This is a genomic window from Pseudomonas sp. LSJ-87, from assembly GCF_032971465.1.
GTDB classification, from domain to species: Bacteria; Pseudomonadota; Gammaproteobacteria; order Pseudomonadales; family Pseudomonadaceae; genus Aquipseudomonas; species Aquipseudomonas putida_Z.
Map to the genome: position 1 here is coordinate 94,681 of NZ_JAWJYQ010000023.1, position 13,556 is coordinate 108,236.

At 64.9% G+C, this 13,556-nt stretch carries 9 protein-coding genes and 1 riboswitch; of the genes, 5 read left to right on the forward strand and 4 right to left on the reverse strand.

What is annotated here, in order from left to right; translation table 11 throughout:
• Positions 1-171 precede the first annotated feature (171 nt).
• Together tenA and RYH74_RS15545 are read right to left on the reverse strand one after the other, a co-directional pair.
• The gene (tenA, locus tag RYH74_RS15540) at positions 172-834 is read right to left on the reverse strand and encodes a thiaminase II (protein ID WP_317409719.1); all 663 of its coding nucleotides are present in this window, start codon (positions 832-834) and stop codon (positions 172-174) included.
• Positions 831-1,478, reverse strand: coding sequence for a TenA family protein (locus RYH74_RS15545; RefSeq protein WP_286099827.1), 648 nt, complete (start codon positions 1,476-1,478; stop codon positions 831-833). The genes tenA and RYH74_RS15545 overlap by 4 nt, the downstream gene beginning before the upstream one ends.
• 78 nt (positions 1,479-1,556) lie before the next feature.
• Positions 1,557-1,671: riboswitch (TPP riboswitch) on the reverse strand.
• 241 nt (positions 1,672-1,912) lie between these two features.
• Between RYH74_RS15545 and RYH74_RS15550 the strand changes: the two genes are divergently transcribed.
• From RYH74_RS15550 to RYH74_RS15565, 4 genes are all read left to right on the forward strand, one after another.
• Positions 1,913-5,305, forward strand: coding sequence for an Ig-like domain-containing protein (locus RYH74_RS15550; RefSeq protein WP_317409692.1), 3,393 nt, complete (start codon positions 1,913-1,915; stop codon positions 5,303-5,305).
• 157 nt (positions 5,306-5,462) lie between these two features.
• On the forward strand, positions 5,463-6,446 hold the full coding sequence (locus RYH74_RS15555; protein WP_075045196.1) for an SCO family protein: 984 nt from the start codon (positions 5,463-5,465) through the stop codon (positions 6,444-6,446).
• An 81-nt stretch (positions 6,447-6,527) separates the two neighbouring features.
• Entirely contained in the window at positions 6,528-8,852 is a 2,325-nt protein-coding gene (locus RYH74_RS15560; protein ID WP_317409693.1) for an EAL domain-containing protein, read from the forward strand.
• Positions 8,853-9,066: 214 nt separating this feature from the next.
• Positions 9,067-10,017 (forward strand): site-specific integrase, encoded by a 951-nt coding sequence (locus tag RYH74_RS15565; RefSeq protein ID WP_075045195.1) that lies wholly within the window; start codon positions 9,067-9,069, stop codon positions 10,015-10,017.
• Here RYH74_RS15565 and RYH74_RS15570 read toward each other — a convergent pair.
• Positions 10,007-10,924 (reverse strand): SMP-30/gluconolactonase/LRE family protein, encoded by a 918-nt coding sequence (locus RYH74_RS15570; RefSeq protein ID WP_317409720.1) that lies wholly within the window; start codon positions 10,922-10,924, stop codon positions 10,007-10,009. The two genes, RYH74_RS15565 and RYH74_RS15570, sit on opposite strands and share 11 nt — an antisense overlap.
• Before the next feature lie 205 nt (positions 10,925-11,129).
• On the opposite strand from RYH74_RS15570, the gene RYH74_RS15575 reads away from it, so the two are divergent.
• Positions 11,130-12,071 (forward strand): LysR substrate-binding domain-containing protein, encoded by a 942-nt coding sequence (locus tag RYH74_RS15575; protein WP_317409694.1) that lies wholly within the window; start codon positions 11,130-11,132, stop codon positions 12,069-12,071.
• A gap of 302 nt (positions 12,072-12,373) precedes the next feature.
• Here RYH74_RS15575 and RYH74_RS15580 read toward each other — a convergent pair whose 3' ends face one another.
• Entirely contained in the window at positions 12,374-13,534 is a 1,161-nt protein-coding gene (locus RYH74_RS15580) for a glycerate kinase (RefSeq protein WP_317409695.1), read from the reverse strand.
• Positions 13,535-13,556: the final 22 nt, after the last annotated feature.

Genomic DNA, 13,556 nt, shown 5'->3' on the forward strand with positions numbered 1-13,556 from the left:
CTCCCTGGGCTTTGCGGGTGGCTCTACCCGCATAGTGGCCCAAGCCTTGTGGTATTTGCTACTGGCCCTATCGCCGGCAAGCCAGCTCCCACAGGTAAACCACAGCCCTGAAGTCTGTGCAGTACCTGTGGGAGCTGGCTTGCCGGCGATAGGGCCGGCGCAGGCAGCAAATCAGGCTCCGTCCAAGCCCATCTGCCAGAAGTCCGCCTCCAGGCTGGACGCCTGGCCGAAAATCCCCACCAGCTCGGCAAACCGTTGCTCGGTCATGCTCCGCGCTGCCAGCTCGTCCAGATGCTTGCGCGCCGCGGTGGCGACACCCTGGTAGCCTTCACCGGCATACTCGGCGATCCACTCGCGGTACGGGTGATTGCTCAGATCGCCAATGCGCTCGGACAGCGCCCGGCCAATCTCGGCGTAGCCGATCACGCAAGGCGCCAAGGCCACATGCAACTCCAGCAGGTCACCCGCGGCACCGCAGTCCAGCACATAGCGGGTATAAGCAACCGTGGCCTGGTGCTCTGGCGCGGCCTCGATATCCGCCTGGGTCAGGCCCCAGCGTGCGCACAGGCGCAAGTGCAGCTCGGTTTCATCCAGAATCGCCGCCAGCCCGGCCTGCGCGACGCGGATGTCGGCCGGGCGTCGGCTCTTGTAGGCGGCCAGCGCCCAGGCGCGGGCGAACTGGATGAGGAACAGGTAATCCTGTACCAGATAGGTGCGGAAGGCGGCTTCGCTCAACGTACCCTCGCCCATCTGGCGCACGAACTCGTGGTCGACGTAGCTGTTCCATTGCGGCGTGGCAGCAGCCTTGAGGCGGTCGAAGATATCCATGCTTATTTGTCCTCCGGGTAGACGGCATCGAAGAAGGCCAGCTCCAGCGCCACGGTGCGCTGGTAAAAGTCAGCCGCCAGCGCGGCTTCCTGCGGGCCGACGCGGTCGAGTTCGGCTTGCAGGAAGGCAACGAAGTCCTGGAATGCCGGGTTGTCGTGCAGGGTGATCCATTCGGCGTGGACGAAGTTGTCCGGCATCGGCTTTGGCGCCTTCAGCGCCCAGTCCAGATACAGGCCTTCGGCGACGTTGAGCACCGCCAGCGCGGCCACATAGGACCGGGTGGCCGCCGCTTCGCGCATGATCGCCTTGAAGCCTGCGGTTGGCACAGTGTCGGCCGGTTCGCTGCGTTGCGCGGGGCTTACCCCCAGGGCCTCGAAGGCGCGCAGGAAGTAGGTGTTCTCGTCACTGGAGATCATCCCCGCAAAGCGCCCGAAGCGCAGGCGCGCCTCGAAGGTGTCGGCAGTGGCGATGGCCGCGCCCAGCAGGGTCAGGAAGCTGTCGAGGAAGCGGTGGTCCTGCACCAGGTAGTCGACCATGATCGGGTCCGGCAGGCTGCCGTCGCACAATTGGGTGACGAAGCGGTGGCCAACGGCCGCCGACCAGGTCGGCTCGCTGCGGCGGCGCAGGGACTGGCTGAAGCGTTCGGTCATGTTGCTGTCCTTGATGGGGGTGACAGCGAGACCGCGATGGTTGGCATGGACGGGCCTCGCAGTGAGGCCGGCAAAAAGGCAGGTTTCAAGTCCCATCCCTTCGCCGGCATGATCCGGATCAGGTTCGAAGGGTCACCGCGCTGCAGCATCTAGCGGTTTCTCAGCCCGATGCCGGGCTCCCCTTGGTGGCGCTCAGGTATACCCCAGGGCGCTGCTGCTGTCACCACCCAATCTGTGGGCAATGGGTGACCCACTAGTGGGGCCCCTCACCCATTTTTGACGCAATGGCATTTAGCGCACATCAGGCGCCACAAGGATTTGTTTAGAAACACATTCCTCGTATTTGGTTGGCACACCCGTTGCTCTAGCCCCAGAAACGGGCAAAAAGCCATTGATGGCCGCAGGCCATTATGTCGAGAGCGAGGCACAAGGCAATGAAAACACCTGCCGTGATCCACCCTGCCAGGCATGCATTCCAGCTGTCCACCCTCACCACGCTGATGCTCGGCCTCGGGCTGGTCACGGCTATCGCCGCTCCCCTCGACGACAACAGCATGCCACCGCCGACCGACCCTTCGGCCTATACCGACCAGCCGGAAGATCCAACCCAGGCCTTGCTGGACCTTTACAGCATGCCAGAGGCCAATCGAGGCGCACTCGAGTTGACCGATGGCGTGTACGGTGACCGCGACACAGTACGCGCCAACAACGTGCTGCCGCCGGCCCTGCAAACTGGAGAAAAATACCCCACCAACGGCAAGCCCAGCCCTTTGTTCGGGGCGCTGCCGTTTACCCAGCAGTTACTGCTGTTCGAGGAATTCGGCACGGAAAAACTCGACCCCACGTTGCCGCCGCCGGCCCTGACCTTCCCGGTGCCCACCTTGGGCGCAGCACCGGCGCAGGACCCTAATGTGGTGGCCCGCAGCGGCCCTAGCGGCACGGCCCTGGAAGCCTTCCTCAAACAGCCGGGCCTGTACCCGTTCCCGACCCAGTATTCCAACGTGCTCGACCGCAACCCGTGGAAGGCGCAGATCGAAATGTTCCTCAACCGCCAGCCGGTCGGCTCGCCGGCGGAAGGTCGACCACCAGGAAAAGGCTGGTCGCACCAGCGCTGGAACGAGTTCTACCCGCAGGCAGGGTTCAAGACCGCCCAGGCCGGTGCGCGCATCAACCTCGGCCTGCGTGACCGCAAGCAACTGCACAACTATGCAGTCGGTGAATTTGCCCCGGGAGGTCTGTACTACCAGACTTCCGACATCCCGAACACATTGGGCACCACCAAGGGCATCGACACCCGCTTCCACCCAAAAATGCCGCTGCAGAACCACAAGTCACTGTGGACCTTCGACGGCACCTTCCCGCCCAAGCTGCTGATGGCGCGCTATGGCCAGCCGATCCTGATGCGCCACTACAACGCCCTGCCGATCGACCCTTCGGCCAACAACGGCTTTGGCCTGCACACCCTCTCCACCCACGAGCACAACGGCCATTCGCCGGCCGAGAGCGACGGCTATGCCAATGCCTACTTCTTCCCCGGCCAGTATTACGACTACCGTTGGCCGTTGCAGCTGGCCGGCTACGACACCATTAACACCCGCGCCCAGGACCCGCGTGCGGCGTTCCCCTGCTCTCCGGGTGAAACCCTGTTCGTCAATGACGCCTCGCCAGGCCTGAAAACCTGCCAGAACGGCAGCATCAAGATCCGTGGTGACTGGCGCGAAACCATGAGCACCCACTGGTTCCACGACCACATGATGGATTTCACGGCGCAGAACGTCTACAAAGGCAACGCCGTGATGATGAACTACTACAGCGCCCTGGACCGCGGCAATGAGGCGCTGCAGGATGGCGTCAACCTGCGCTTCCCCAGCGGTTCGGGCATGCCGTGGGGCAACCGCGACTACGACGTCAACCTGGTGATCGCCGACAAGGCCTGGGATGCCAACGGCCAGCTGTGGTTCAACCCGTTCAACACCGACGGCTTCCTCGGCGACCAGATACTGGTCAACTGGCAGTACCGGCCCACGCTCAAGGTACGCGCGCGCAGCTACCGCTTCCGAATCCTCAACGGCTCGGTATCGCGCTACCTGAAGCTTGCCGTCGTGCGGGAGATTGCCGGCAACAGCGGCGAGTTCAAAGGGCCCACTGGCTCCAACCTGTCGTATGCGCGAGTGCCGTTCCACATGATCGCCAACGACGGCAATATCATGGAACACACCGTGCCGTTCGACGGCACCCTGGACCTCAACGGTGACGGCAACCTGCAAGACAACAACGGCATCCTGCCGCTGCAGGGCATCGCCGAGCGCTACGACATCATCATCAACTTCGCCAAACATGGCATCAAGGTCGGCGACAAGCTGTACCTGGTCAACCTGGAGGAACATCAGAGCGGCAAGGGCCCGGAGGGTACCATTGCCCTGGCCGATGTGCTGTCGGAAAAATACAAGGCGGTGATCAAGCAGACCAGCAATGGGCCTGAGTGGGACAACGGCGACCCGGCGATCGGCAAGTTCATGCAGTTCGTGGTTCAGCCGTACAGCGGCCAGGACCTGAGCATGGACCCGGTTGCCTATGAACCGGCCAAACCGGGCAAGGCCGAAGGCCTGAAAATGCTGCCGCTGCCGATAGACCGTAATTCGGCCACCGACCAGGCCAAGCTCAAGAATGCCCGCCATCGCGAGTTCATCTTCGGTCGCTCCGACGGTACCGACACCCAGCCCTGGACCATCAAGACCGATGGCGGCTTTGGCTACAGCATGGACCCAGGGCGCATCAGCGCGGCGCCACAGCTGGCCCAGCAGTCCACCGACGGCGGTTTCAGCGGCGACGGCACCCTGGAAGTGTGGAAGATCATCAACGGCGGCAATGGCTGGAGCCACCCGGTGCATGTGCACTTCGAGGAAGGTGTGATCCTCAGCCGCGATGGCAAGGCCCCGCCAGAATGGGAAAAATGGGCGCGCAAGGACGTGTATCGCATCGGGCCGGATATCGACTCGTCGGAAGAAGTGGAAGTGGCCCTGCGCTTCCGAGAGTTTGCCGGGACCTACATGGAGCACTGCCACAACACCCAGCATGAGGACTCGTCGATGCTGCTGCGCTGGGACCTGGAACACCCAGGCCAGTTCCAGGTGATGCCGACCCCGTTGCCGGGTTGGGATGGCGTGGAGTACGTGGCTTCGGTTGGCCTGCCGACCTTCCGCACCAAAGACCATGATGACGACGACCCGGCCAACAAACCGCCGATCGCGGCCAACGACAGCGCGGCTACCACGGCAGGCAAGCAAATCACCCTGAACGTGCTGGCCAACGACACCGATCCGGAAAACAACCTGCCGTTGACCGTCGTCGGCCTCAGCCAGCCGAGCTCCGGCCAGGGCGCTACCAGTACCGACGGCACAACGGTCACCTACGTCCCACCGGCCACGGTAACCACAGCGTTCACCGCCAGCTTCAACTACTCGGCTCGTGATGCCAAGGGCGCCGAATCGGTGGCCCCGGCCACGGTCAGCATTGCGGTGAGCCCGGCAGCGGCGGTCGACCAGATCCAGGTCACCAGTGCCACGGTGCAGGTGCGCAGTGGCAACCGCTTTACCTGGGATATTTCGGGCACCACCACGGTGGCCACCGGCAACAGCATCACCGTGACTGCGGCAACCACCAGTGGCCCGCTGCTGCTGGGTACGGCCACGCTGAGTACCACTACCAGCGGCGCCCGTTGGCGCTTGTCGACCACAACCACCGGCAGCGGCCCGGCCACACCGGCGACCGTGACCGTGAAATCGGCGCTGGGGCAGAGCGTGACGGCGCCAGTCAGCATCAGGTAACCGAAAAGCGGGGGCCGCTCTGCGGCCCATCGCTGGCAAGCCAGCTCCCACCTCGACCGCGTCGACTCCAAGCCTTGTGCAGTACCTGTGGGAGCTGGCTTGCCGGCGATAGGGCAGCAGGGCAGCCCCCAATACCGTTATCGACGAGGACCGCATCATGTCCGGCTCATGGCGTTTCCTGTTGGTGCTCTCACTGTTCGCCGCCGGCATCCCGTTCTGGCCGCTGCAACCGCAGCACCCCGTGGCCGAGGAAGCTGCAACGCCTTGGGGTGCCGACTACTTCCCCAACATCCCGCTGCTCACCCAGGACGGTGAAAAAGTGCATTTCTTCGACGACCTGATCAAAAACAAGGTGGTCGCCATCAACTTCATCTTCACCGGCTGCTCCGATTCCTGCCCGGTGGAAACCGCCCGCCTGCGCCAGGTACAGAAAATCCTCGGTGACCGGGTCGGCAAGGACATCTTCCTCTACTCCATCAGCATCGACCCCTACAACGACACCCCCGCCACCCTCAAGCGCTACGCCGAAAAGTTCGGTATCGGCCCCGGCTGGACGCTGCTCACCGGCGAGCCAGCCGATATCGAACAATTGCGCCGCAGCCTGGGCCTGTACATCGATGGCCTGGAAAACGGCCGCTCAAAGGACCACAACCTGAGCCTGATCATCGGCAACCAGGCCACCGGTCGCTGGATGAAAGCCTCGCCCTTCGAAAGCCCGTACATCCTCGCCGACCGCCTGGGCAACAGCCTGCACAACTGGAAACAGGCCAGCGCCATGGCCAACGACTACGCCCAGGCTCCCGAGGTGCGCGCCCCCAGCAGTGGCGAGCAGCTGTTCCGTACCCGTTGCTCGTCCTGCCACACCCTGGGCAACGCCGAGCCAGGGCAGCCCGGCATCGGCCCCGACCTGCTCGGCGTGACCCGCCAGCGTGATGCCAACTGGCTGACCCGCTGGCTGAAGGAGCCCGACCTGATGCTGGCCCAGAAAGACCCCTTGGCCATGCTGCTGTACGAACAGTACAACCGCGTGGCCATGCCCAACATGCGCCTGGGCGATACCGAAGTCAGCGCGCTGATGAGTTACATGGAGGAAGAAACCGCGCGCCTGCAGACGCCCCTGGCCGATAAGGGCAATCCTTAAAGGCACTTAGCCATCAGTCATTAGGCTGTCATCTTACTGTCGTATTTTTCGACCATCACCCAGGGTCGGGAACTATCAGCAGTGATTCGCCGTTCGCTTTCATCCGCCAGCCTTCTGCGGCTGCTGATCCTGATGCTCTGTGCAGCCACCCTGGCCTTTCTCTGGGGGCTGCACGTTTCGCAGAAGGCCGCCGCCCGCCAGGACGCGCTGTCGGCCAAGGCCGCCGAGCACTTGAACCTGGCCAGTATCGTCGGCGAAAGCCTGCGCCAGCTGGTGGATCGCGCCCAGGCCGTGGGCCGGGTCACCCAGGACGACATGAAGGTGCTGCGCCAGGGCAGCGCCAGCCTGGCGCGGATGCTTGCCGAAGACCCGGTCTTCAAGCGCATGAGCCTGTACGACCGGCAAGGCCGGCTGTTGTCGGCCAGCCATGCCGACGAGGCCGCCGAGCTGCCCGAAGACTGGTTGCGCCAGCTGCAGCGGCACGTTGCCCGCTACGGTTTCAAACCGTTCCTGCCCAGCGTGCAGCCCCCCGGCCAACCGGCCACCCTGCCCAACTGGCACCTGCCCTTCCTGCTGCCGCTGACCAACCTGCCCGGCCGCGAAATCGACAATATTCTCGTGGTGCAGCTGGACATCGGCTACCTGGCGGTGCTGCTACAGCACATCGACCTGGGCAGCAGCGGGCTGGTGCGCCTGCTGCAGGATGACGGCCTGGAGCGGTTGCGCATCGATAGCAGCGGCGTGGTGGTGGCTGGCGACGCCCTGCTGCCCGGGCTGCCGGACAGCGGCAGTGAAGCAGGTATGCTGACCCAGTACGCGGCCGGCGACCCGTACCAGAGCCTGTACCGGCGCCTGCCCGAGCGGGGTTTCAGCGTGGTGGTCAGCCAGCGCCAGGACGAAATCCTCGCGCCCTCGACGCTGGCCTATTCCCGGCAGTTCTGGCTGAACCTGAGCATGACCCTGATGATCCTCGCCAGCCTGCTGTGGACCTTGCGCCTGTTGCGCAAGCGCCAGGAGGCCTTCAGCGCGCTGGAACAGGCCCAGCAGGTCAACCAGCAGTTGATCGGCCGCCTCGAGGACGAACACCGGCGCAGCAGCCATGCCGCGGCCACCGACCACCTCAGCGGCCTGCACAACCGCCGCCAGTTCGTCGAGGTGGCCAGCCAGGCGCTGACCCGGCAACGCGGCAAGCGCCGGCTGATGGCGATCCTGTTCATCGACATGGACCGTTTCAAGTCGATCAACGACTCGCTCGGGCACAAGGTCGGCGACCTGCTGCTGCAGGCCGTGGCCGGGCGTATCCAGCGTCTGCTGGAGCCAGGCGACGAGGCTTCGCGCTTTGGTGGCGACGAGTTCGTGGTGCTGCTGGCCGGCGAGCGCAGCGAGGAACAGATCAATGCCTGGGTCCGCGTACTGGTGCAGAAGCTGTCGGCCACCTACGCGCTGGACGGCCAGGAGGTCAACACCAGCCCCAGCGTGGGCGTGAGCATCTGCCCGCGCGATGGCCAGGACATCGACAGCCTGATCCGCAGTGCTGATGCCGCGATGTACTCGGCCAAGCAGGCCGGGCGCGCCCAGTACCGTTTCTTCGACCCGTCGCTGAACCTGGCCGACATCCACGCCTTCACCCTCGAACAGGCCTTCGGCAGCGCCCTGTCCGAGCGCCAGTTCGTGCTGCACTACCAGCCACAGATCCGCCTCGACACCCAGCAGGTGCTGGGCTACGAAGCGCTGGTGCGCTGGGACCACCCCGAGTTCGGCCTGCTGTACCCGGACCGGTTCATTGACCTTGCCGAACGCAGCGGCTTCATTGTCGAGCTGGGCTGGGAGGTGCTGCGCCTGGCCTGCGAGGCCTTGTCGGGTTGGCACGCCCAGGGCCGGGAGACGCGGCTGGCGGTCAATGTATCCGCCCTGCAGCTACGCCAGGCGGACTTCGCTGCACGGCTATTGAGCAAACTGCAGCAGTACGCCATCGCCCCGCAGCAGCTGGAGCTGGAAATCACCGAAACCACCATCCTCGACCCCGAAGGCACGGCGGTGGCGCACCTGCACACCCTGCGCGACGCTGGCCTGGGCATCAGCCTGGACGATTTCGGCCGCGGCTACGCCGGATTCGCCCACCTGCACTCGCTGCCGCTGAGCAAACTGAAGATCGACCGCTCGCTGATTGCGCCGCTTTCCAACAGCCACGACGACAGCCCGATCGTGTCGTCCACCATCATCCTTGCCAAACGCCTGGGCCTGGAAGTGGTGGCCGAAGGCGTGGAAACCCGCGAACAAGTGGTGTGCCTGAAGCTTGCCGGCTGCGATATCGCCCAGGGCTACCACTTCAGCCGGCCACTGTCGCCGGCGCAGTTGCGTGACTACCCGCTCTTCAACGGTGTCGAGGACAAGGCCTGCGTGTAACGCAAGCCAGATCGGGGCTGCTTCGCAGCCCATCGCGACACAAGGCCGCTCCCACAGGTACAGCGCTGGACCTGCAGGCAGCGCAACCCTGTGGGAGCGGCCTTGTGTCGCGAAAGGGGCGCAAAGCGCCCCCGACAATCCCGCCAGCATCGCAGTCAGGACAGGCAACCCATTTCGGTTTATCGTGTGCCCATCATCTACTCGCACCCGCACCATGACCGACATCGAGCGCTACCTCCGCGCCGCCACCCGTGACAACACCCGGCGCAGCTACCAGGCCGCCATCGAGCATTTCGAAACCCACTGGGGCGGTTTTCTGCCGGCCACGGCCGAGAGCATCGCCCGCTACCTGGCCGACCACGCCGACCAGCATGCCGTCAGCACCCTGCGCCAGCGCCTGGCGGCGCTCAGCCAATGGCACGTCGCCCAAGGTTTCCCCGACCCGACCAAGGCGCCGCTGGTGCGCCAGGTGCTACGCGGCATCCGCACCTTGCACCCGACCCCGCCCAGGCAGGCCGCGCCGCTGTTGCTGCAGCACCTGCAAAGCGCAGTGGAATGTTTCGAAGAAGAAGCCCGCCAGGCCCGGGAACAGCATGACCTGGCCACCCTGCGCCGGGCGCGTCGTGACGCTGCGCTGCTGTTGCTGGGCTTCTGGCGCGGTTTTCGGGGTGATGAACTGGCGCGCCTGCGCGTGGAGCATATCCAGGCCGAGGCGGGTGTCGGCATCACCCTGTTCCTGCCGCGCAGCAAGGGCGACCGCGAGGCCCTGGGCGTACAACATCGCACCCCGGCCCTCAAGGCCTTGTGCCCGGTCACGGCCTACCTGCAATGGCTGGAAGTCGCCGGCATCGCCCATGGGCCGGTGTTCCGCAAGCTCGACCGCTGGGGCAACCTCGGCGACACCGCGCTCAACAGCAACAGCCTGGTCGGCCTGCTGCGGCGCATGCTGGAACGCGCCGGGGTACCGGCGGCGCTGTATACCGGCCACTCGCTGCGCCGTGGCTTCGCCACCTGGGCCACGGCCAACGGTTGGGAGTTGAAGGCGCTGATGAGCTATGTGGGCTGGAAAGACGCCAAGTCGGCATTGCGCTACATCGACGCGGCGCAGCGCTTTGGCGAACTGGCTGTGCTACCGGCCAGCCAGGCGCAAAAGCTCATTCCTTGAAGGTGTGCCGGGCGATGCCGCCAATTTCCGGGCTGATGGCATACAGGTCGCCAGCGTCGGGGTAATGGTGCAGGTCTTCGGCACTCATGCCGAAGCGCGCGGTACTGATGAACAAGGTATTCATGCCCGCCCCGCCGAAGCAGCAACTGGTGGGGCACGGCACTGGCATCAGCACCTGGTCGGTCAGATGGCCATGGCGGTCATAGCGCAGCAGGCAACTGCCATGGTACTGGCATACCCACAGGCCGCCTTCCCGGTCCAGCGCAAGGCCGTCCGGGCGCCCCAGTTCGGCAGGGGTTTCGGCAAACAGGGTGACCGCACCAAGCCGGCCTTCGGCCAGGTAGCTGGCGCGGTAGATCGAGCGCGCTGCCGAATCGACGAAGTACACCGTGTGGCCGTCCTGCGACCAGGCCAGGCCGGTGGGCAACGCCATGTCGTCGTGGATCACCTGGTCGCTCAACTGCCCGTCAAAGCGGAACAGCGCCCCGGTATTGCCACTCAGGGCATCGTCCATCAGCCCGGTTACGAAGCGGCCCTGCGGGTCGCAGGCGCCGTCGTTGAAACGGTAGGTCGAACGTGGGTGAACCGACACCGAATGCCGGCGTACCTTGCGCAGCGGCACATCGAAGATGGCCACGCTGGCGTCTTCGGTGAAAATCAGGTTGCCCTGGTCAGTCAACGCCAACGCGCCGATGCGTGCCGCGGATTCGTACAGGCATTCGGCTTCGCCATCGGGTGTCAGGCGGTTGATCCGCCCGCCTGAGATATCGACGAAGTACAACGCGCCGCTGCATTCATCCCAGACCAGGCTTTCGCCCAGGTCGGCGCGGGTGTTGGCGACGTTGACTGGCACATGGCTGCATGCCTTGAGGCGGTTACGCAGTACGTCCACCTCCGCCAGCGTCATGGAACAGGCCAGTCCCAGGCCCTGTGCGGCATCGGTGAAGACCGCAACGTTGTCGTGGAAAGGCTCTGTGACGGGCATTTGCTGGCTACCTTCGATTCTCCTTTCTACGATAACAACAAAAAAATCAATGACTTAATATTAAAAGCATGTAACTTTGATATCTCATGGATATCACCGCCGGTTCACCGGGCCGAAGGACCGCAGGATGATCGAGACACGTTTGCTTCGGCAGTTCGTTGCCGTGGCCGAAGAGCTGCACTTCCACAAGGCCGCCGAGCGCCTGCACATGGCGCAACCACCGCTGAGCCAGGCGATTGGTCGCCTCGAGGACAAGCTCGGTTTCAGCCTGTTCCTGCGCAACAAGCGCGGGGTGCGGCTGACTGCTGCGGGCACGGCCTTCCTCGACACCGCCTACCGCACGCTGGCCGAGCTGGAACAGGGCATCGAGTATGCGCGCAATGTGTCCGCCGGCATCTGCGGCAAGCTGGACATCACCGCCATTTCCATCGCTTATTACGAGTCGCTGCTCACCACCTTGCGCCGCTTTCGCGAGGCGTACCCGAACGTGCAGCTGACCATCCGCGAGATGCCATCGGCCTCGCAGGCCAAGGCCCTGCTGGCCGGTGAGGCGGATATCGGCTTCATGCGCAGGCTGCCGTTGCCGGCTGGCACCCTCGAGTCACGGTTGCTGCTCGACGAGCAAATCGTCATGGCCCTGCCTGCCCGCCACGCCAAAGCACAGGAAGGGGCGGTAGACCTGCGCGAGTTCGCCGATGAGGATTTCGTCTTCACCCCGCAAGCCCTGGGCGGCGGCTACCATGCGCAGTTGACGGCGCTGTGCGAGGCGGCGGGTTTCTACCCCAGGGTGGTGCAGGAAGCGGCACAGGTCCACACCCTGCTCGGCCTGGTGGCCTGTGGTTTTGGCGTGGCCCTGGTGCCGGCCTCGTTCATCGGCTCCATACCGCGCGAGCGCGTGCAGTTCCGAGCAATCCTGCCAATCGACGACCAGCCCACCCCGGGCCTGGGCTTGTACATGAAATGGAACGCGCGGAATGCTTCACCGGCGCTGGCCAACTTCATTGCCATGTTCGAGAATTCGGGCGTCGCTGGGCATCAGGGGGCACTGTCCAGGAACAGCATCACATAACCCCCTCTCATAGAACGGCACATGACTCATTGAATTAGCAGGGGCCCTGTGGGAGCTGCTGGTCACTGTCTTCGGTATGGATACGATCGCGTTCATACCTGTCCTTCTTGTGTCGCCTGTACTGGCCTCTTCGCGGGTAAACCCGCTCCCACAGGATCACCGCAAAGGCTGAATCCGTGCAGTCCCTGTGGGAGCGGCTTTAGCCGCGAACACCGGCGCAGCCGGTGCCATGCACCGCGTTGCGTTCTTCGCGGCTAAAGCCGCTCCCACAGGGTACGCGGACCGCTTGCGAATACAGTTCTCTACGCGACAGCACAGCCCAAGGGACGCTGCGTTGCGCAGCGCCACAGCCGCCCGATATCACAAGCCCGCGCCCGCAGCAGCCCAGCTGCATTGGCACATGCCTGCTCCAGGCTCATCGGCCCGCTGGCCAGGGCAAAGGCAGCATCGACACCATGGGCATACAGCTGCTGGTAGCCTTCACCCAAGGTCCCGGCCAACACCACCACCGGCACCCCGTGGCGCTTGGCAACCCGGGCCACGCCCATCGGCGTCTTGCCACGCAAGGTCTGGGCGTCGAAGCGACCTTCGCCGGTCACCACCAGGTCTGCGCCCTGCACCAAGGCATCCAGGCCGGCCAGTTCGGCCACCACTTCCACCCCAGGGCGGAACTGCGCGCCCATGAAAGCACGCGCGGCGAACCCCATGCCGCCGGCAGCGCCACAGCCAGGGTAGTCCCGCACATCCTCACCCAGCAGCTGCGCACAATGGTCGGCAAAATGCCCCAAGGCCTGGTCCAGCGCCTGCACCTGCTGTGGGTTGGCGCCCTTCTGCGGGCCGAAGATCGCCGAGGCGCCATTGGCGCCACACAGCGGGTTGTCGACGTCTGCTGCGACTTCGAACTGCACCTCGGCCAGGCGCGGGTCAAGGTCGCTGGCATCGATGCGGGCCAGCTTGGCCAAGGCCAGGCCGCCCTCCTCCAGCGCTTGCCCATCGGCGTCCAGCAGGCGCAGGCCCAGCGCCCGCAACATGCCGCTGCCCGCGTCGTTGGTGGCGCTGCCGCCGATGGCCAGCACTACCCGTTGCGCGCCGGCGGCCAGGGCGGCGGCAATCAGCTCGCCGGTGCCCCAGGTGCTGCTGCGGCAGGCATCGCGCTGGCCTGGCGGCACCAACTGCAGGCCACTGGCCTGGGCCATTTCGATGATCGCCGTGCGGCTTTGCGGCAGCCAGCCCCAGCCGGCCTCCACGCTTTGCCCCAACGGCCCGCGCACGGTCTGACGACGCAGTTCGCCGTGGCTGGCGGCGAGAATCGCATCCATGGTGCCTTCGCCACCGTCGGCCATCGGGCACTCGACCAGCTCGGCCTCCGGCCAGGCCTCGCCCAGGCCCGCCGCAATGGCGCGGGCGACACCGGCAGCGTCGAGGCTGTCCTTGAACGAGTCGGGGGCAATGACGATCTTCATGGGGTTTCTCCTGTCCTGATGA